Raw genomic sequence first — 21,326 nt, forward strand, 5'->3', positions numbered from 1 at the left:
CTGTTGTGGGATTACTGCTTATATTCTGTATGCGATTTCTTGTAGTGCCGAATCAGGTCCACGTTGGAAGTGGTTACTGCGGTAGCTCCAGCTTCCAGCGCCAGTTCAACCTCTTCCGTTGAGCGGATCAACCCACCTGCAATAATGGGTATACCTGTCCGTATGGATACTTCTGCAATAATATGCGGGATAACACCGGGCAGTACTTCAATATAGTCCGGTTGGGTCTTGGACAGCAAAAGATAACTTTTCTCCAGCGCATTTGTATCCAGCAGAAAAACGCGCTGAATGGCTGTAATCCCTTTCTGTTTCGCCTTCTGAATTACACTGGCTCGCGTCGAAATCAGTCCTGCCGGACGAATATGCTGGCATAAATACTCTGCGGCATATTCATCGTTCTTCAGCCCCTGCACCAGATCGGCATGCAGTACTATTTTTTTACCACGTCGCCGTGCTTCTTCCAGCAGACTATGAAGCTGCGCAATATGCGTATCCAGCATAACCCCATAGGTGTAAGGGCCTTCAATCATTGCTTCAAACTGCTTCATGCTCTTGGCAGCCGGTAACACATACTGTCCCTCAAATGGCACCTTCGTTCCTCCCGCATAAATCAGATGCCTATATTGTATAGTTCGTATGGTATGAACGGCAAGCAAAGGTCAGGACCGTCAGATTAATTCTTGGCGTGAGACGGGGCCATTCCATTCCCTAAACTCAAAAAAGCTGTTCATGTTTACCCCAGAAGGAGCATACACAAACAGCTTAAATTGTCCTGTCTATTGAACAGGATGGCAAACAGGCTTTATGCCAAAATCATATTGAACGATCGATCGGGATCGGGATCGACCTTTTAGGCTTGGGCGTGTGGAAGCAAGGTCTCTTCGCCAGCCCATCCATCATTTTCTGCCAAGTGACCAGAACGGCTCACTTTGGTCTGCAAATATTTTTCGTTAAAGGACGAGCGATCTCCCCACAGTGGCACACGTCCACCTACATTCAGTCCCGCTTCCTGCAAAGCAGCAAGCTTGCGTGGATTGTTGGTGATCAATGTAACAGGAGCTGAACGAAGCGCACGCAATACGGCAATGGCATCATCATAATTACGCGCATCGTCTGTGAACCCAAGTTGCAGGTTGGCGTCAACGGTATCCAGACCTTCCTCTTGCAACAGGTATGCCATCGCTTTGCTGAACAGACCGATGCCACGGCCCTCATGGTTCGCCAGATAGAAGAGTGCGCCTGCTCCATGGGCAGCAATCATCTTCATCGATTGCTCGAGTTGGAAGCCGCAGTCACAACGTTTGCTGCCAAAGATGTCGCCTGTATGACAGATGCTGTGCATCCGAATCAGTGCTTCCTGTGCTTCGGCAAAATCACCGTACACTAATACGCTGGATTGCTGACGTTCAGCCAGTTCGGCAGTAGCGAGAGATTCAATCAGCTCGCCGCTTTCCATAGCTTTCTCCGATTTCATCCAGTTGTACCACTGGAAGGTATGTGTCTCTCCATCAAGGTTCACCGGAAGCTTAATCGGCCCAACGAGGTAAATGAATTCTTTTCCACTCGGAAAAGTCTGGATTTTGGGGGCAAGCAGTTGAATAATATGTGAATTAATCATTAGTAAGTTCCTCCTGTTAAGCCATCTTGGTTATGAATTGATTCGCATCCAGATGGAAAATGGATCACTGGATTGCATATCATACGTATCTATATTATTGTCATCATCATTAGTTACTTTATGTAAGCAAGTTTAAAATAAAAATTATGTTGTGTCAAGTAACTTTTGTTTCTAAAGTAACTAATAAATTTATGATACGCAACCGACACAAATTTGTGTTTCATTTCAGGAATATTGGGTATGAGTTTATAAACTGCTCATACACTTATGTTGTAGTCCATCGCACTTCATGCCTCGAACTTAATGATGAGGGGGTTATCACATGATCCGCCGGAAAAGAACATGCTGGACAGCCATTCTGCTAGTCTGTGTCATGCTGGTGAGCGGATGCTCCATATGGCCGGGACAGAACGATTCATCGAGCAATAAAAAGGTAGCGCTTACATTATGGTACTGGAACCGTTCCATCGATGATAAGCTGATTGCCAAGGCCAAGGAAAAGTTCCCCAATATTGAACTGACCGCTCAGAAAATCGGTGGTGATTTCAAAGCAAAACTCAAAACGACACTCGCTGCGCGCTCAGGTGAGCCCGACATTGTCGCATTGAACGATTGGATCATGGAGCTCTTTCCCAGCGAGGACCGTTTCTATAATCTGTATGATCTCGGCGCAGGTGACGTCGAAGACCAATATCTGGATTGGAAATGGAAGCAAGGCGTTACACCGGGTGGACAAATGATCGGTTTCCCTATGGATACGGGACCGACAGCCCTCTTCTACCGTGCAGATCTATTTAAAGAGGCCGGATTGCCTTCCGAGCCTGAAGAAGTGGCTCGTCAGATCAACAACTGGGATGCCTATTCTGCTGCAGGAGAAAAGATCAAGGAGAAGTTCGGAGGCAAGGTATTTCTAACCGACAATATTGGAACCGTTTACAATCAGGTGTTATCGCAAGGAACCGAACGGTATTTCCGTCCTGACGGCTCGTTTATCGGCATGGATTCTCCACTCGTCAAGCAGAGCTGGGATACCGCCGTATCCTTCAAGCAAAAAGGGCTGCTCGCTAATGCCGACGGCTGGACCCCGGGCTGGAACGCAGCGATGAATAATGGTGAGATTGCTTCCTTTGTGGGAGCCGTCTGGATGAAGCAGGTACTGCAGGAAGCCGCGCCGGATACATCTGGCAAGTGGCGAGTCACTCGCGCTCCTGGTGGAGACGGCAATAACGGTGGATCATTCCTGTCCATTTTGAAGTCAAGCAAACACCCTAAAGAAGCGTTCGAAGTCATCCAGTGGCTGCAAAGCCCGGATAATCAGCTTGAACAATATAAGACGTTGAACCTGTTTCCTTCGGCACCTGGTGTGTTCGATACACCGGCGATGAAAGAAGAAGAACCCTTCTTCGGCGGACAGGCAACAGGGCCTGTATTTGCCGAATCGGCACAGCATGTGCCCGAGGCTTTCTTTGGCGAACGATACCCTTCGGTGCACAACATCATTACTCGGCGGCTGAATGATATTGCGAAGCAAAATGCCAACCCGGAGCAGGTCTGGCCTGATACGGTTCACCGTGTTGAGCGGGAGTTACAGCGTTAATTCAAACACTCTTATGAGATGGCAATCCGCAAAGGAGGAATTCATATGGCTGTAACCGAACCTCGCCTCACTCCGGATCCCGGAAAGGTAAGTCCGGATTTGGATCGGCAGAAATCACTCTTGTCCCGGATGTGGGAACAACGTGCACTCTATGTGGCGATCTCCCCGTTTTACATTCTGTTTGCCGTGTTTGGACTGTTTCCGATCGGTTTTTCCTTATATCTGGCCTTCCACAAATGGGATGGCATTGGTGTGATGACCTATAACGGACTAAACAACTTTAAATATATGCTGACCGATGCAGAATTCTGGCAAGCGGTGGGCAATACGTTCATGATCTGGATATACGCGACCATCCCGATGTTGTTCTTTGCCCTAATCATTGCGTTTCTGCTGCATGCACCGTTTGTGAAGTTCCGTACGCTGTTTCGCGTGGGATATTTCCTGCCGAACGTGACGTCCATCGTGGCCGTCGCCATTATCTTCGGTGCCCTATTTGCCAACAACTACGGGTTTCTCAACTATCTGTTACAGTCCGTCGGACTTCCAGTGGTGGAGTGGCTGAACGCGCCATGGGGCATCAAAGTGGCAATCTCCTCCATGGTGGTCTGGCGCTGGACAGGATACAACGCAGTCATCTATCTGGCCGGACTTCAGAGCATCCCGCAGACATTGTACGAGGCAGCCAAGATTGACGGCGCATCCGGGATACAGTCTTTTTTCCGAATTACGATTCCGATGCTGCGTCCCGTCATTCTATTCACTGTGATCACATCGACGATCGGCGGCATGCAGCTATTCACCGAGCCACAAATTCTCGTGGGTAACGATGGCGGCGCAGGCGCAGCCGGAATGACCATTGTATTGTACCTTTACCGAGAATCGTTCATTAATAACTACTTCGGCTACGGTGCTGCGGTTGGTTGGGGTATGTTCCTCATTATCGCCCTGTTCTCAATTGTGAACTGGAAGCTCGTTCAAGGCAAGTCATCCTGAAGTGAAGGGGGGAGCGCTCATGACGTCCAAATCTCTCAAATCGCTGGTGTTGTATACCGGTCTTATCGGGGGCATGCTCATTTCCATGTTCCCGTTCTATTGGCTGATTGTAATGTCCACCCGGACGACGTCCGACATTTATAAGTTCCCACCTCAGCTCTGGTTTGGGAGCGAGCTATGGAATAATGTTAGTCGAGTACTACAGCAGATCGACTTCTGGGGCGCATTCATGAATACGTTGTTTGTATCGGGCTTGGTGACGGTACTGGTGCTGTTTTTTGACTCACTGGCAGGGTTTGCGTTTGCGAAGTTTGAATTTCCGGGTAAAAAATGGCTCTTCGTCCTGCTGCTCGCCACCATGATGGTACCTTCCCAGCTGTCGCTGGTCCCTTCCTTCGTGCTCATGGCCACGTTCGGATGGGTCGGTTCCTTCAAAGCCCTCATTATTCCGGGCATGGTGAACGCCTTCGGCATCTTCTGGATTCGCCAATATGCCACGGAGTCCATACCGAATGACCTGCTGGACGCCGGGCGAATCGATGGCTGTAATTTTTTCCGGCTCTATTGGAATGTAGCGTTGCCCATTCTGCGGCCTGCGTTTGCTTTCCTCGGTGCGTTCACATTTATTGGCGTATGGAATGATTATCTCTGGCCCCTGATCGTCCTGACGGATGCTCGAAAGTATACACTGCAGATTGCGTTGTCTCAATTAAACGGACTGTACAATACGGATTACGCGATGGTTATTGCGGGTACATTGCTGGCTGTTATTCCGCTGATCGTGATGTTCCTGTTCATCAGCCGCCAGTTTATCTCCGATATTGCCGCAGGAGCTGTAAAGGATTAGGGATCGCGCATTTTGATCCATCCCTCAAGTCTGATATTCTTATCTATAGATAAATACCAGATGCCATATAAGTTGGATGAATAGACAGCATTCATTTCACTTATATATTCAAGAAAGAGGGATGACAAAATGGCTTCTTCACCCTATATGATCGGCGTAGATATCGGCACCACCTCCACCAAGGCCGTCCTGTTTGAAGAGAACGGAACCATTGTGGCTCAAGGCGGTGCCGATTACCCGCTGTATACCCCTACTCCTGCGATTGCAGAGCAGGATGCAGAAGATATTTTCAAAGCCGTAGTAGAATCGGTTAAACAAGCGACCTCCAAGGCCGGCATCAAACCGGATGAAATCCTGTTTGTATCGTTCAGTTCAGCCATGCACAGCATTCTGCCTGTTGATGAACACGGCAGACCACTGATGCGGGCGATGACTTGGGCAGACAATCGCAGTGCCGAGTGGACGGAAGCACTCAAAACCGAAATGAACGGTCACGAAATCTATTTGAGAACCGGTACGCCGATTCATCCGATGTCACCTCTGACCAAAATTATGTGGCTAACCAGAGATCAACCTGAGCTGTTCAAACAGACGCACAAATTTATTTCAATGAAAGAATACGTATTTTATAAATTGTTCTCCGAGTATGTGATTGACCATTCCATGGCCTCTGCCACGGGGATGATGAATCTCGAAAAGCTCGACTGGGACGAGGAAGCTCTCCATGTCGCAGGCATCACTCCGGATCACCTGTCCCGCCTCGTGCCGACGACACATGTACTTAAGAAAGGCTTGAATCCTGAGTATGCCAAGGAAATGGGTATTGCGGATTCGACACCATTTGTCATCGGGGCAAGTGACGGCGTGCTCTCCAATCTGGGCGTTAACGCCATTGATCCAGGTGTCGTGGCCGTTACTATCGGTACCAGCGGAGCGATTCGTACCGTCGTGGACAAGCCAGTCACTGATCCAAAAGGACGTTTCTTCTGTTATGCGCTCACTGAGGATGCATGGGTGATTGGCGGTCCGGTCAACAATGGCGGGGTGATATTCCGTTGGATTCGGGATGAGTTTGCGGCATCTGAGGTAGAGACAGCGAAACGACTCGGCATTGATCCGTATGAAGTATTGACCCGTGTCGCCGAAAATGTACCTCCAGGCTCGGAAGGCCTGCTGTTCCATCCGTACATGACGGGTGAGCGGGCCCCACTCTGGAATCCGAATGCACGCGGTTCGTTCTTCGGCCTGACGCTGCATCATAAGAAGGAGCATATGATTCGCGCTGCTCTCGAAGGTGTCTTGTTTAACCTGTACACCGTCATGCTGGCAATTGAAGAGAAGATCGGACGTCCCAAAAAGATTCAGGCCACGGGCGGATTCGCCCGCTCTGAGCTGTGGCGCCAGATGATGGCTGATATTTTCGACCAAGATGTCATCATTCCTGAAAGTATCGAGAGCTCCTGCCTGGGGGCAGCCGTACTGGGGCTATATGCTCTTGGCCGCATCGATTCCCTCAGCGCCGTCTCCGGCATGATTGGATCGACGCATCGGCATCAGCCAGACCCGGATAGCGTTCGCGTCTATCGCGAACTGCTGCCGATCTTCATCCGCATCTCCCGCAAGTTTGAAGAAGAGTATGCCGATATCGCTGCTTTTCAGAATAAAACGATGCAGAAGTGAGTTAGCTACGCCAACGAATCGCTGCACGTTAAAGAGGGGCATCCCACTATGTCTATGACATATGGGGTGGCCCTTCTTCATGTACTTTTTTTGTACAAATTCCCCAAGTACCATAGTTGCATTGCCCACCACACCATCAGCAATGGTGACATGATATGCAAGATAGATAACGAAGTATCTCAATAAGAAGAACCACAAAAGAACATTTATGCATCCAAATAAAACACCTAACTTTGAACTATCTGTAGGAAATAAGTTAACGCCTATCTGATCCGGAGTACGACAAAAAAAGAGAACAATTAATCGAAAAGTAATCGATCGGTTGCTCCCTTTCTATTTTAATCTGGATATGCATCTATATCCTAATTATTGCAATCATCCATTATATTTGCTGAATGCATCCTTATCTGCCTGCACATTTTCCAAATACACAATCTGTCCCGCCTCATTCACACGAGCGATATCGATGCCTGTTTTGGCATATACCGTTCCGTCCGCAGCTTGTCCGCATACCGCCCAGTTCGTTTGATAGCTACCGTCCGGCTGAAGCTTCCATTCGTCCCACATGTGTTTCACATCGCTATTGTATTCATAGAAAGCCTTCATAAAACCATCAAATCCCGTTCTGCTGGTGCCGTTCAACACAATCTCGGCATCCGGTGTAAACAGGGACAACAAATCTTGCATCGCGCGTTCGTCTGTACGGGAAGCGTCAAATAAACGGAAATAGTTGTTTAACAAGGTAGTCATGGGTATTCCTCCTGAGGTTGATAAGCTGATTTGGATTTCAGTTCGAAAAATTTCAAACTAATCTAGAAGAAATGTACCACACTTTATGTCCATAGAACAACCCTCAGTTCGAAAAAAATCAAACATTGAAAGAGATTGTCGAATATGCTACCGTCATAGATATGAAAACTCCAACGATACCTATGGCTTCGGAATTGAATCTGACCACGGTCTGCAACGCACTCGGTGATCCGGTACGGATGAAAATTGCACACTGTCTGGCCAGCTCTGGCGAGAAAAACTGTTCCGCCTTCGAAGTAGACCATATTTCCAAATCAACGTTGTCTCATCACATCAAAATCTTGCGTGAAGCAGGCCTTATCCGGCCTCGCATTGAAGGCAAACAGCACTTTTATTCTCTACGAAAGGACGATTTGAACTCCCGTTTTCCCGGTCTTGTTGAACTGATTCTGAATACAACCGAGGAATATGTACATTAAGGAAAACGAAGCTTGAATCTTGCGATACATCATCTTATGGATTGTATACAGGAGGTTGATTTCTTGGATAAAAAAGCGGCAAAAATTCTGCTGGGCACCTTCTGGGGAAGCGGCGGCTGGAAAACAATATCTGCTCCCTTCTCGGGGGATGACTTTGAATATGCCAAAAGCAGAGGTGTTATGTTCGATCCACTGACCATTACCCATGATGAGATCGTCGCACGTTTGCATGAGATTCATCAGGACAACTCCATCAAGCGGCGGGTAGTATCAGCATTTTTACACAGTTTATCTACCAAAAAAGTTTATCTGCGCAGCGCCCTTTCCAGCTGGGCTTTAACATCGCAACTGCCTTTGCATACCTACGAGGAACGCCGTGCACTGCATGCCAACACCAGCTCCTGCGGGGATTGCAACTTCCTGCGCCTGCAATCGGACAAGACGTACACGGACGTCGATCTGAATGTACTGAACTTTGAACGGGTGAAATGGGGCGGGGTTCGCCACAACAACCTGTTATACTGCCTGATGGATCTGGATCTACTGCCGGCTAGCAAGGAAGCCATCTATGAAGTGACTGACGCAGACATCGCTATACTTGTGAGCATGCTTGAAGCAGCGCAAACCTGCGAGCCTCATGAGAGTGCACGCGGGTTGGAGAAACGCTGGAAAGGCTTGTTTCCTTCGAGCAAACAGGAACGCGACGCCATCCTCGAAATCTGGGGTGCCTCCGGTCTGCTTGTTCCGCAGGATACGCCACGAAAAAGCAGAGGCGGGTACAGCGACTTCCACTTTGCCGCAACCTGGCAGGGCGATGACGGTTATAGTGCAGATGCGGCGATTTCCATCTTTGGTTCCTATCTGCCCCAGAAACTCTAAGCTAAATTTGGCTCTCGTACAAGTTTGAATTAAGCTTAGGTTACAATAATGACATCGACAGATTTCCTGTTTAGCTCGTATAATAGGGGGAAATTGGTAGATAGGAGTGAATCAAGCGAATTTATGGTATACATACTGGCTTTTATGCTGTCTTTTGCTGTCGTGGTTCTGCTTATTCCGCCGCTTGGTCGACTGGCACATCGGCTCGATTTTGTGGACAAGCCCCGAGAAGATGTGGAGCGTAAGCTGCACAGGCAGCCCATTCCACTGACGGCGAGTTACGCGATATTTACTGGATTCTTCCTGACATACATTGTTCTTACGAAAGAAATTTCATGGGAAACGGCGGCCCTGGTCGCCGGCGGAATGCTTCTGTTAACGATTGGTACAGTTGATGACTGGTACAAAACCAAAGGCAAAGACTTCCCTGCCCTGCCCAAGATGCTCGTACAGATCTCTGCCGCAGTGCTCGTATTTGCTTCCGGCATTGCGTTCACCGGGTTCGTGAATCCCTTCAATTCCGAATACATTATGCTTCCGATCTGGCTGCAATTTATTCTGACGATCCTGTGGATCTTCGGTGTGACAACAGTCATTAACTTCACGGACGGCATGGACGGACTGGCAGGCGGTTTGTCCGCCATCTCAGCCATTACACTGTTTATCGTGGCAATGACCAAAGGCCAAACCGATTCTGCCCTTATGGCCATTACGCTGGTCGGGGTCACCCTGGGTTATCTGAAATATAACAAAGCCCCCGCCAAGGTGTTCATGGGCGATGCAGGAGCTACGTTTCTCGGCTTCATCCTGGCGGTAATCGCCCTGGATGGTGCTTTCAAACAAGCGACCATGCTGTCTATCTTCATTCCGATTTTGGCACTCGGTGTGCCGATCTTCGACAACATTTTTGTGGTCATCAAACGTTTCATTCAAGGCAAAGCCATCTATCAGGCAGATGCAAGTCAAGCCCATTATCGCTTGCTGCGCGCTGGCCTGAATCACAAACAGGTGGTTGGCGTCCTGTATCTCATCAGTACCTGTCTATGCCTCTCTTCCATTATTTTGATGCTGGTAGAGATGTAATATTAGTAACAAACGTTTCAACAAAAGGTGTAAAAAAAGAGACGAGCCCACTGATCCTGTGGCTCGTCTCTTTGCTATTTCACTGACGAAGTGAATTATCCTTTTAATAGAGTAACTACCGATTCGTGCACAAACTTCTGTCAACGCGCCATACTCTATCCGATCCCTGCCCTGCCTGCATCTGCACCTGCACCTTATATTCGCTCTTATCTTGAGGCTAAAGGTGGTAGCGTGACCGCAGGTTGCTGCCCATCTGCCCAACCCGGTCGATCAAGTTCAACGAGACGGCGATAACGCTCTTCCCGGGCTAGCAATTGTTCGTGAGAACCCTGCATGGTGATCTGTCCATTTTCCATAAAAATAAGTTCATCCATCCGTTCCACTCCCATCAGGTGATGGGTGACCCAGATCATCGTCTTGCCCTGCATGCTGTCCAGAATCGTCCGCATGAGCGCTCGCTCCGTTACAGGATCAAGTCCTACAGTCGGTTCATCGAAAATAACGACAGGCGTTTCGCGAAGAAGTACCCGAGCCAGTGCAATCCGCTGTCTTTCTCCACCAGAGAAACGAAGTCCTGTCTCCAGCATCGGGGTATGATAACCCTGCGGTAAAGATTCAATGAGATCGGATAAACCTACTCGCGCAGCCACTCGCTGGATTTCCTCGTCTGTTGCATGCGGACGGCCGATCCGCAGATTGTTAGCTACTGTTGTATCAAATAGATGTGGACTTTGGTTCAGCACCGCAATGACATCCGTTATATTTTCGCCCATCGTTTGTACTGGAAGATCATTGATGAATATGTTCCCGGCAGATGGGAGCAACGCTCCCTGAATGAGCTTCAGAAGGGTTGATTTCCCACCGCCGCTGCGACCGAGTATAGCCAAGTGTTTGCCCTGCGGAAGATGAAGAGACACCTCCTGCACAGCCAATGGAGCACCTGACGTATAACGATAACTCACCTGATCGATCTGAATATCGGCTCGCAATCTGGGAGGAATACGTAGGCGGATACGTCGGTCCGACGCTTTTTCCTTACGCTCCAGAGAACCCAGCTGTTGTCCTTCTACAGGATTGCTGCCTGATATACCTGTCGTCATATCATCTTTGGCTCCGGCTGCTGCTTTCGCTTCTTCAGTTCCAGACTGTTCTGGCAGATGCTCTTCACCTTCCAAGTGCTGCAATCGTTCCAGCGATTCACGATACTGCGGGATATGCTCCACCGCATCTCCTACGGGCAGCAGTGCTTCCGTGAGTGGAAACAACACCAGCACAAATGCAGCAATCATAACCGCAGGCAGCTGTCCGGCAGAAGCCGCACTTCCCGCCCATAAGGTCATGGATACCACCATCAGTCCAATCACGCACTGCGCAACCAGATCACGCCAGCGCGTCCATTGCCGCAAGCGGAGTCGAATCATATCTGCCTGTCCTTCAGCCTCTTCCTGCTGACGCACAAATTCTTCAGCTCGTCCACTCGCTATCCAATCACCGAGGCCAAGCACACCATCTGTCAGACGAGTGTACAACTTGGCGTTTTCCCGCTTCAGCCGCACTCGCAACTTCCAAGTCACTCGGAGGGAAATGGCTGGCAGCACGGCAACCAGAAACAGCATATACAACCCCATCCACATTGCAAAACCCAGATCAACGCTGCCAAAGGCCACAACAGCTCCACCGTACATCATGAGCGCCGTACCCGCCGGAAATACTGTACGCAGGTAAATATCCTGCAGTCGTTCTACATCCTCTGCAAGAGCAGCAAGTACGTCTCCCGTCTGCATACGAGAGCGCAGGAACAGTGCCTGCGGCTCCAAAATCCGATACAGCTTCACGCGCTGATCCGCGAGTATACGCAAAACCGCATCATGACCCGCCAGACGTTCGACATACCGGAATACGGCACGGAAAATCCCAAATGCACGAACACCCACGATAGGTACATATACCATCAAAATATTTTCAGGACGGAGCGCCGACTTGGAGATCAGAAACCCGGAGGTGAAGAGCAGCAGCACAGCACATAATGTAGCGCATATCCCCAGCGCAATGACTGCCACGAGTCTCCAGCGGTACTGTGCCACGTACGGAGTGATCCAGCTATTCTTTTTGCTCCCGCTCCGGGCTGTTTCTGTCTGCTCATATCCGGCTTTCATCTTACACCGCCTCCATCTGGGCCTGAATCATCTGGTAATATACGCCTTGTCGGGCCAACAATTCCTCATGTGTTCCCGTCTCTGCAACCGTGCCGCCCTCCATCACGATAATGCGATCCATATGGGGCATCCAATGCAGTCGATGTGTTGCCAAAAACACCATCTTACCCTCAAACAGCGTTAACATCGTCTGTTTCAGTTCATACTCGGTCTCCACATCCAGATGCGCAGTCGGCTCATCCAGCAGTAGGATCGGGCGCGCACTAAGCAGAGCTCTCGCCAAAGCTACCCGTTGCTCCTGTCCCCCACTGAGCTGCCTTCCCCCAGCCCCGATCGGCTCCTGCAACCCATTCGGCAAGGAGGAGGTAAGCTTATGCAGACCTGCTGCGTGAATGGCGTCAGCCACCTCCGCGTCCGAAGCTTCAGGCATATAGAACCGAACATTATCCGCTAAGCTGCCACTGAAAATAGTTGGATGCTGCGGAATCGCCGCCGTTTGTTTTCTCCAATCTTCCATCATCTCTGGAGATAAGGACTGGCCGTTATATAAGATCTGACCTGAAGTATGCTGCTGGAAACCCGCCAGTACATCAATCAGGGTCGATTTCCCTGCTCCGCTCGCTCCGATAATCCCTACTTTGCCAAGACCAGAAACCTGAAACGTCACATCATTCAGCGAACATGGCCCGTCTTCCTGATGCCGTACCTGTACGTTAGTGAGCGCCAGTCTGCTCGTCGCCTCCCAAGAGGGTTTCAATGAGAAAGCAGCCACGTCACTTTGGGCATTTACCTCACGTAACACCACCCGTATGGTGGATGGATTCACATCACTTGGGCCAGAAGAAGGCTCAGGCGAGGAGGATTCTCCGTTCTTTTCTGACACCCCATGCAGAACAGCACTTGTGTATACTTCCTTTTGCTTACGTTCGGCCATTTTCCCTCGTTCAATCATCTGGCTGATCGCTTCCCCGGCCTCTTTGCCGTCCAGTGTAGCGTGGTAATCTGCGCCTACCATTCGTACAGGCAGGAAGTATTCCGGTGCGAGAATGAGTACGGTCAGCGCTGGTCCAAGCAGCATATGTCCTTCCGTCAGGCGCAGCCCCAATCCAACCGCCACCGAAGCCACCGACAGCATGGTGAAGAAATCGAGTGCGAAGGAGGACAGAAAAGCCATACGCAGCGTAGACATCGTAGCCTTGCGATATCGCTGACTGACCCGAACGATTGTTTCTCCATGCTTAACGCTTTGTCCCAGTGTTTTGAGTGTTTCCAGTCCACGGAGCGTATCTACGAAATGGTTGGCCAGCGCTTTGTACGACTTGAACTGTCCATCGATCTTGCGTTGTGCAGCCAACCCCACCAAAATCATAAACACAATCAGGATCGGCAGCGTCAGCGTCAAAATAACCCCGGACATCATATCCAGCTTGAAGACATAGAACAGAATAACGATTGGCGTGAACCCCATCCCCAGCATTCGGGGAATAAACAGTTCAAGATACGTCTTATACTGGGCTGTTCCTTCGCGTGCCAAGGTTACCAGGTGCCCTGTTCCTTCCGTTTTGGCAAAACGCGGCCCCAGCCGGAACCACTGCTCCACCATCTGTCTACGCAGATCGTTCCCTGTCTTCTCCGCGTACCGCGAAGCGATGAGCTGCAACCAGAACGATAGGGCATAGCGGGCGGCAAAAGCGGCCAGGAACAACAGCAGCACTGGGTACTGCTCCGTTACAGGTGAACCTTGAAACAATGCCGTAATCGCCTGTGCCAGCCATTTCGCCTGCATGATAATCGTCATTGCCTGCAACAGTACCAGCGCTGAAGCCAGCGCCAGTACCGGTCGAATGCCCGGCAGCTTCAACAGCCCCCGTCCCATATCAGTACTCCAGGTGATGCTGGTCGTTCAGACGTTTGCGGAAAATATAATAACTCCAGATCTGATAACCGAGTACAAACGGAAGCAGCGTACAAGCCACAATCGTCATCACTTTTAGCGAATATGCACCGGATGAAGCATTGTAGACCGTCAGGTCAAACGCCGAACCCATTGAACTCACCATGACCCTTGGGAACAGACCGATAAATACGGAGGCAAACGCGATTGCAATCACGGCTCCAGTCATGCCGAAAGCCCAGGCTTCACGTTTCTGACGCACGAAGTAAGCGGCCAGCCCCAATGAAGCAGCGCCAAGGACAACCATAATCCAGAGAGCCCAACCGCGTACGGCAAACACATCGGTCATGAAGTATGTCATCACAGCGTAGATCGCGAGGATCGCGGCCAGCGGCAACATCAGTTTTTTGGCCATATTCAGGGCACGTTCTCTAAGATCTCCGACGGTCCGCAATGAAGCAAACAGCAAACCATGCACCAGACACAACAACGTCACGCTCAACCCACCTACCACCGTATACGGATTGACGATGTCCAGGAAGCCGGGACGAAGCTGCATCTGCGCATCAATAGGCAGACCTTTCATCAAGGTAGCGAAAACAACCCCGAACAGGAATGGCAGTAGCGCACTGGAGACTACGATAATGATGTCCCATGTTTTGCGCCAGCGTTCATGTCTCATCTTGCTGCGGAATTCAAAGGCAACTCCGCGGCCGATCAAGGCCAGCAGCACCACAACTAGCGGCAGATAAAAACCGCTAAACAGCGTGGCATACCAATGCGGGAAGGCTGCAAACATTGCACCCCCTGCCGTAATCAGCCAGACTTCATTGCCATCCCAGAACGGACCGATCGAGTTGATCAGGGTACGACGTTCACGATCCGTTTTGCCAATCATTGCAGTGGACATGCCTACACCAAAATCAAAACCTTCCAGAAAGAAAAAACCAACAAACAAGACGGCAATCAGCAAAAACCACAACTCACTTAGTGACAACAGAATAACCCCCATCCACGCCGAACGGATCGGCCGATTCATCATGCTCCTCCGGCTTTTCGACTGCATATGGCCCTGCCTTGATTTCACGAACGAACAGATAGACCATCACCGCTCCCAGAATTGCATAAGTGACTGTAAACGCGATGGTGGAGAACAAAATCTGACCTACAGACACGTTGGGTGACACCCCAGCTTCCGTCGTCATATAACCGAATACTGTCCACGGCTGCCTTCCTACCTCAGTCATAATCCATCCCGATGTATTGGCGATAAACGGCAGAGAGATGGCAAACACCATCAAGCGCATAAACCATTTGCCTGCCCCCTCCAACTTCCGACGCATCGCCAGATAGGTACCGTATAAAGCAAGCAGAATCATCAAGCCGCCCGCAGCAATCATGATGCGGAAGCTCCAGAACGTCGTCCGTACCGGTGGAATATAGTCCCCTGGTCCATACGTTTGCTCATACTCCGCTTGCAGCTCCTTCATGCCTTTGACACTTCCAGAGAACTTGCTATAGGACAGATAACTGAGCAATCCAGGGATTTTGATCTCGCCGGAATTTTCCTGTTTGTCCGGATCAACAAAGGCTACCACCGTCCATGGTGCCGGATCTTCCGTCGTCGTCCATGTTCCTTCACTGGCTGCCATTTTCATCGGCTGCGTCTCCACCAGATATTGCGCCTGGAAGTGACCCGAGAAGGCAACCCCCAGCGAGGAAACCAGACCAATTATGATGGCAATGTTGAACGATTTCCGGAAGATCTCCACATCCTGCTTCTTCATCAACTTATAGGCACTAATCCCGGTTACCACAAAAGCACCTGTCATTAATGCGCCAAAGATCGTATGTGGGAACTCCACTAGTAGCTGACCATTGGTGATCAGTGCAAAGAAATCATTCATCTCGGCGCGGCCATTATTAATCTCGAAGCCAACCGGATGCTGCATGAATGAATTGGCTGCCAGAATCCAGAGCGCAGACAGGAATGTGCCGATGAATACCAGCCAAATGCAGGCCAGATGCACCTTCTTGGACAAGCGTTCCCATCCGAAAATCCAAAGCCCAATAAAGGTAGACTCCATAAAAAACGCCAGCAAGGCTTCAATTGCCAGTGGCGCACCGAACACATCCCCGACAAACCGGGAATACTCGGACCAGTTCATGCCGAACTGGAATTCCTGAAAGATACCTGTGACCACACCGACGGCAAAGTTAATCAGGAACAGTTTGCCCCAAAATTTGGCCATCGTTTTGTAAACTTCCTTACCCTTTACTACGTACAACGTCTCCATAATCGCTACCAGCAGTACAAGACCAATGGACAGCGGTACAAAAAAGAAATGGAAAATCGTTGTGAGCGCATATTGGATACGCGATAACATGATCGGATCCATACCGTTACCCCTTCTTTCTGTTCATATCGCAGTTTTCGTATTTGGCATTGAAGCCCCTTCTTCAGTTTCTGTCAGCCAAACACGTATTGATGAACGTATTGTGCCAGATAGACTATTTTATACATGTGACAATTATCACAAACCCTGCCATGACAGCAAAAAAAAGTGACGATGGTCACACAATAGAAAAAAACAAGCCTAATGTTAGAGCTTGCCAGCTTCGTCTATTCACGGAAGATGCTCATGTTTAGGACGGAACGCCCATATGTTAGTGTCAGGCATAAAATACGCTGGGCAAAAAAGGCATTACATATTGAATTATTGGATTCATTGATATCATTCAAAGCAGCGCCAATCCGATGTTTATCAGATGGTACTGCTTCAATCCATGAACGGACAAAAATGCAAATCAAGTGAGGTGATTCATCGATGGAAGAGCTGTCTCCGATCCCGGACCCGGAGCCTTATCAAGGGGTAGATGTAGAAGAGTCAAGTACGGCCCTGCCTGCCTTTCGTTATGTCCTTTTCCCCCGGAAGGGAGGATGGTCTGCTTTTCCCTATCCAGACATCGCTGCTCTGATGGTTGCGGAAGGGCTTGTCTACTATGTCAGTAGCCTGGAGCGCTCCGAGGAAATGCCTGCGAATATCACCGTCATCACGCTTCCCGAAGCAGAACAATTGCTGCAGGAGCCCCGTACGGTTGCTGTGGTTGCGCATCCCTACTGGCTGACCGCCACAGCCTCGCTCCATCCGGAGCTCTGTATTGTACTTCTTCCCGAGCCAGTTGGTGAAGAAGCGGAGTCCCCCTTATGGGAGAGCTGCATTTCAAGACTGGTCGGTATCGCCGATCTGGTGGGCACGACTTCAGAAACACGCTATATGAAGCTGGTATTCCAGGGGGTACGCGCCATCTGGCTGAATGGAGAGGATACCTCTCCTGCTGGTGTCATGCAAAAGGATGACCTCGAGGTCCCTCTCCGGGACTATGAACTGCTATTCCTGCATGCGCTGCGACAGACGCTCTCGGGTGTTCAGGATACGGTCACCCAGTTGCAATGCAGTGTGCGGGCCGACTTCTATCGTCAGCTTCGTTCCAAAGCAGGAGCGCATGAGACGATTTCCTTTTTGCTGGCAGCCTATGAATATGTGCTAGAGGATTCCAGAGCGGCCACTTCACTCAAGGAAGCCTTCTCTCACGCGGTATTAAACGGGCGCAATGATTGTGTAAGCTCCCACTATCGATTCCTCTCCGCAATTCATGCAAGGGCCGGGGAAATCGAGAATGCGTTGCAGGTGTATGGAATCAGCGCAGGCAACGAGCAGGAACGGCACCATTATGAACAACTCTGTCGCTGGCTTGAGGCCGGGGAGGAACAGCTTGTCCGGGCAGAACTGCTGCGTCTGAATGATGACTATGGAAATGCATTGCACATTTTGGATGAACTCGGAGGCGAAACGGCGCGGCATTGGAAATTTCGTATCTATCAGGAGACTGGACGTGTGGAAGATGCATTAGATTTGGTGCATGCAGTGGATATTCAGGATAGCCCCAGCCGACAGGATTATCGGCAATTATCGGGTCTAGCTCTGGCTCTGCGCGGAGAACGTCACGGGGCGGTGAGACAATTTCTGGAGACGGCACTGGAGGATGAAGATGCTCTTGCGCGAATCGTCGAAATGGAGCTGTTGGATCAAGCCGTCCAGCAATTGCTGGGGGAGGTGCCATGATGCTGGACCCGAAGAAGCGCAGACAACATGTGAATGGACCGATGGTGCATAAGGATATACGATCGGAAACAACTCATACTCCAACGGAAACGCTGGAATCGCTGCATGCTGACCCAGAGGGGCAAGGCGATCAGCAGCATGCTGTAAAACGCCAGGATACAGACCTATTCAGAGAGCCGTTTTCCGTTCGTCGGGTTCGTAAAAGTCAGGGCAATAAACTGACCGCCATGCTTCAGGTACGTAACGAGCGCGGGCGATATCTGGAGGAAGTGCTGGACGATCTGAGTGAATTCGTAGATGAGATCGTCATTGTGGACGATGCCAGCACTGATGGAACACCCGATATATGCAGAGCCTATCCAAAGGTCGTTCGTCTGGAAGTGCTGGAAAAGCCATTATTTGCGGAGGAATGGCGATTACGCAACGCTCTATGGCAAGCAGCGGCAGGTACCTCCCCGGATTGGCTGCTCTCGGTTGATGCCGATGAGCTATACAGCACGGAAGCGAAGAAAGCGATACGCGCTCTGATTAACCAGGACCACGCGGACTGGATCGCTTTCCGCTTCTACGATATGTGGGGCGGACGAACCCACTATCGGGAAGATGACCTTTGGGGGCTTCACCGACGTCATACCGCTTCCCTGGTCCGTTATATGCCAGGTTATCCTTACTTTTATCCGCAGCAAAATCATCATGTGCCTCGTCTTCCCTTGCCCTGCACTGTATTGCCTGGAATCAGCACAGAATTGAAAGTCCAGCATCTGGGCTGGGCCGGAAGTCTGGAGGATCGGGTTCGGAAATATTTGCGTTATAAACGAATTGATCCACACGGCGAGTGGGGCAGCCTGGAGCACTATGAATCGATTCTTGATCCGGAGCCCCGACTGATTCCGTGGAAGGAGGAGCAGTGAAATGGGCGTGGTCAGCATATTGACACACAGCTTCACCGATGGATATAACCGGGAATTCAGCCGGGTGTTCGGGGGCGGTCTGGAGCGTTACGTCCTGGATTTATGCAGTGTAATCCGCGGATTGGGACACATCCCCGAGGTTCATCAACTGTCCTATTTTGAAGCTTTTCAGACCCGTACGGAACAGATTGATGTATACGGATATGCCTACGATATGAATGATGTGCCCGAAGCTTTTGCCCGAATGGCTGCCGCAGCACGAGGACCTGTGATCTATGCAAGCTGCCTGTGGCAGCCCATTGCCTACAAGCCGGGCAGTCTCGGCATCTGCCACGGTATTAACTGGGATCGTCCCGCGCTGCCGCTCGAAACCAAGCAGCAAGTCGCTGAGCATATTCAGCTGGCACTGGATGGACTTGTACGCATCGTGTCGGTCGATTCACATTTTCAGACCTTTTGCCGTGCTGCTTGTACGTTTGCCGATGCCGGTCAGGTTGTGCTCATTCCCAATGCAGTGGATACCTCCTACTTCACGCCTGCTCCGCCAAGGCGTACATTCGAGCATGAACAGGAAGAAGAATGGTTGGCAGCGTGGAAGAAGGATCTTGCAAGTCATGAAGATCATAGTGAAGCTGCCATCTCGGGGTTGAATGCTCCGTCATCCGTGGAGGAAAGAAGCGATGGAAACGGCATGGTGCGGGCGGACAGATCCGAGGTGACAGTAATCGCTGAAGAACTGGACTCGCCAAATATCAGACAGGGCATGGCTGGTCACCAGCCAAATGTGCTAACGGGTAATCATTTGAAGGAGCAGGAGGATGAAACAACGACTGCAATCCATGTGAGCCCTTCCCGTCCACTACGCATTTTATATCCACGCCGCATCAGCATGGAACGGGGCATTATTCCGATGATGCTGGCAGCTGACCGACTGCTCGGTGCCTTTCCTGATCTAGAGGTCGAATTTGCCGGAGAGCTGGTTGAAGGCAGCACGGTGGGCCGATCCTTCCGGTATTGGCATCGCACGCACCCTCATGCGGATCGAATTATACAGCGCACGTATGATTTTCGGGATATTCGCGAGGCCTACCATCAGGCAGATATCGCCGTGATTCCGACCGTCTTCTCGGAAGGAACATCCTACGCTTGTCTGGAGGCGATGAGCTGTGGGCTTCCGGTTGTTGCTTCCAATGTTGGCGGTCTGAATGATCTGATTCAGGATGGCTTCAACGGACTGCTGGTACCTCCAGGTGAAGAAGCGCTGACCGCTGCGCTGGTACGCCTCGTTCAGGATCGGGCTGAGCGGGAGCGGCTGGGTATCTATGCCCGCGAGACGGCGCTGTCCTACGACATATCCCACTGGCGGCGCAGGTGGAGTACGGTATTGGAATCTTTTTTGGCAGAAGCAGGATTAAAGGAGGGAATTCAGGGATGATGGATACGCCAAATGCAACGGATTTCACGGAATCAAGATACATTCGGGAGGGTGACCCCAAAACGGATACATTGGTTTTCCCACTGCATCCTGCGTGGTGGAGCCGTCCGTACGAGTACGAATGGGCACGCCAGTTTGCGCGGCAGGAAGACGTCGTACTCGACGCTGCCTGTGGTATATCCCATCCATTCAAATTTTGGCTAGCAGAGCACTGCCGGGAAGTTCATGCCTGTGATTGGGATGAGCGCATTTTGTCCAGAGAAGCGATCCGGCTGGATATCGCTTCTGATTTTGGTGAGCAGGCCGCACGCGATCTGCCGGAATCGAGCCTGGACCGACTAAATCTTGCGCAGGCCAATCTGGCTCAGCTTCCGTATGAATCGGAGATGTTTGACAGCGTATTCTGCATCTCTGTGTTGGAGCATCTGGATACAGGCACGATGCTGCGGGCCTTTCGCGAATTCGCCAGGGTGCTGAAGCCAGACGGACGGTTGATAGCCACGTTTGATGTGCCCGAGATGCGTCCGGACCTGCTGGAGACGATTATGGCTGTTACCGGACTGACGATCGAAGGCAAGCTGAGCGTGAAAGAACCAGAGGATGCCATCTGGTCTGACATGTACGGCCCGGCAATCCGTTGTTTTCGTGCTGTTATTCGTAAAGAGTAATTGGGATGGATAAACGGGATCACGGATCAGGGGCATAGATTAAGATTAACTCTACATCCTTAAAACCCTTGGATTGCCTAAGCGTTAGAGATGAACCAGCAGCATGCTGCACTGGTTAGCGTACGCTTCGGTGGATGCTGCGCCGGGTGATGTCAGGCGCAGCAGGGTGTGCAGGCCCGGCGGGATTGTCGTCGTCGGGCTGCCGG

Annotated in this window: 18 protein-coding genes; 11 read left to right on the forward strand and 7 right to left on the reverse strand. The window is 50.6% G+C overall.

The window, feature by feature from the left end; genetic code table 11:
* Positions 1–11: 11 nt before the first annotated feature.
* Both A6049_RS25505 and A6049_RS25510 read right to left on the reverse strand, forming a co-directional pair.
* Complete coding sequence (locus A6049_RS25505) at positions 12–590, reverse strand: glycerol-3-phosphate responsive antiterminator (RefSeq protein ID WP_063567339.1); 579 nt, start codon at positions 588–590, stop codon at positions 12–14.
* Positions 591–850: 260 nt separating this feature from the next.
* Positions 851–1,618 (reverse strand): GTP cyclohydrolase II, encoded by a 768-nt coding sequence (locus tag A6049_RS25510; RefSeq protein ID WP_063567340.1) that lies wholly within the window; start codon positions 1,616–1,618, stop codon positions 851–853.
* A 322-nt stretch (positions 1,619–1,940) separates the two neighbouring features.
* Here A6049_RS25510 and A6049_RS25515 point away from each other — a divergent pair, with 322 nt between their 5' ends.
* The 4 genes from A6049_RS25515 (at position 1,941) to gntK (ending at position 6,738) form a co-directional block, all read left to right on the forward strand.
* On the forward strand, positions 1,941–3,215 hold the full coding sequence (locus tag A6049_RS25515; RefSeq protein WP_063567341.1) for an ABC transporter substrate-binding protein: 1,275 nt from the start codon (positions 1,941–1,943) through the stop codon (positions 3,213–3,215).
* 129 nt (positions 3,216–3,344) lie between these two features.
* Positions 3,345–4,211, forward strand: coding sequence for a carbohydrate ABC transporter permease (locus A6049_RS25520; RefSeq protein WP_063567357.1), 867 nt, complete (start codon positions 3,345–3,347; stop codon positions 4,209–4,211).
* 19 nt (positions 4,212–4,230) lie between these two features.
* Positions 4,231–5,058, forward strand: a complete 828-nt coding sequence (locus A6049_RS25525; RefSeq protein WP_063567342.1) for a carbohydrate ABC transporter permease — start codon at positions 4,231–4,233, stop codon at positions 5,056–5,058.
* A 129-nt stretch (positions 5,059–5,187) separates the two neighbouring features.
* Positions 5,188–6,738 carry a gluconokinase gene (gntK, locus tag A6049_RS25530; protein WP_063567343.1) on the forward strand — a complete coding sequence of 517 codons (1,551 nt, stop codon included), beginning with the start codon at positions 5,188–5,190 and terminating at the stop codon, positions 6,736–6,738.
* Positions 6,739–7,113: 375 nt separating this feature from the next.
* Here the strand turns inward: gntK and A6049_RS25535 are convergent, their stop codons facing one another.
* Positions 7,114–7,488: a hypothetical protein gene (locus A6049_RS25535; protein ID WP_063567344.1), complete on the reverse strand. Its 375-nt coding sequence runs from the start codon at positions 7,486–7,488 to the stop codon at positions 7,114–7,116.
* A gap of 161 nt (positions 7,489–7,649) precedes the next feature.
* Between A6049_RS25535 and A6049_RS25540 the strand changes: the two genes are divergently transcribed.
* The 3 genes from A6049_RS25540 (at position 7,650) to A6049_RS25550 (ending at position 9,929) form a co-directional block, all read left to right on the forward strand.
* Complete coding sequence (locus A6049_RS25540) at positions 7,650–7,967, forward strand: ArsR/SmtB family transcription factor (RefSeq protein ID WP_063567345.1); 318 nt, start codon at positions 7,650–7,652, stop codon at positions 7,965–7,967.
* Between the two features lie 63 nt (positions 7,968–8,030).
* Complete coding sequence (locus A6049_RS25545) at positions 8,031–8,846, forward strand: hypothetical protein (protein ID WP_063567346.1); 816 nt, start codon at positions 8,031–8,033, stop codon at positions 8,844–8,846.
* Positions 8,847–8,969: 123 nt separating this feature from the next.
* Positions 8,970–9,929, forward strand: coding sequence for an MraY family glycosyltransferase (locus tag A6049_RS25550; RefSeq protein ID WP_063567347.1), 960 nt, complete (start codon positions 8,970–8,972; stop codon positions 9,927–9,929).
* 206 nt (positions 9,930–10,135) lie between these two features.
* Here A6049_RS25550 and cydC read toward each other — a convergent pair whose 3' ends face one another.
* From cydC to A6049_RS25570, 4 genes are read right to left on the reverse strand one after another with little or no spacing between them, the layout of a single operon-like run.
* On the reverse strand, positions 10,136–12,085 hold the full coding sequence (cydC, locus tag A6049_RS25555) for a thiol reductant ABC exporter subunit CydC (protein WP_063567348.1): 1,950 nt from the start codon (positions 12,083–12,085) through the stop codon (positions 10,136–10,138).
* Between the two features lies 1 nt (position 12,086).
* Entirely contained in the window at positions 12,087–13,961 is a 1,875-nt protein-coding gene (cydD, locus tag A6049_RS25560; protein ID WP_063567349.1) for a thiol reductant ABC exporter subunit CydD, read from the reverse strand.
* Between the two features lies 1 nt (position 13,962).
* A complete protein-coding gene (cydB, locus tag A6049_RS25565; protein WP_063567358.1) occupies positions 13,963–14,979 on the reverse strand; it encodes a cytochrome d ubiquinol oxidase subunit II in 1,017 nt (338 codons plus the stop codon).
* Positions 14,963–16,378, reverse strand: coding sequence for a cytochrome ubiquinol oxidase subunit I (locus A6049_RS25570; RefSeq protein WP_063567350.1), 1,416 nt, complete (start codon positions 16,376–16,378; stop codon positions 14,963–14,965). Before A6049_RS25570 ends, cydB begins: the two co-directional genes overlap by 17 nt.
* A gap of 429 nt (positions 16,379–16,807) precedes the next feature.
* Between A6049_RS25570 and A6049_RS25575 the strand changes: the two genes are divergently transcribed.
* From A6049_RS25575 to A6049_RS25590, 4 genes are read left to right on the forward strand one after another with little or no spacing between them, the layout of a single operon-like run.
* A complete protein-coding gene (locus A6049_RS25575) occupies positions 16,808–18,106 on the forward strand; it encodes a hypothetical protein (protein WP_063567351.1) in 1,299 nt (432 codons plus the stop codon).
* Positions 18,103–19,017 (forward strand): glycosyltransferase, encoded by a 915-nt coding sequence (locus A6049_RS25580; RefSeq protein ID WP_240321544.1) that lies wholly within the window; start codon positions 18,103–18,105, stop codon positions 19,015–19,017. The genes A6049_RS25575 and A6049_RS25580 overlap by 4 nt, the downstream gene beginning before the upstream one ends.
* 1 nt (position 19,018) lies before the next feature.
* Entirely contained in the window at positions 19,019–20,452 is a 1,434-nt protein-coding gene (locus A6049_RS25585) for a glycosyltransferase family 4 protein (RefSeq protein WP_063567352.1), read from the forward strand.
* On the forward strand, positions 20,449–21,120 hold the full coding sequence (locus A6049_RS25590; protein WP_063567353.1) for a class I SAM-dependent methyltransferase: 672 nt from the start codon (positions 20,449–20,451) through the stop codon (positions 21,118–21,120). The genes A6049_RS25585 and A6049_RS25590 overlap by 4 nt, the downstream gene beginning before the upstream one ends.
* Positions 21,121–21,326: the final 206 nt, after the last annotated feature.

Source organism: Paenibacillus sp. O199 (assembly GCF_001636635.1).
Lineage (GTDB): Bacteria > Bacillota > Bacilli > Paenibacillales > Paenibacillaceae > Paenibacillus > Paenibacillus marchantiae.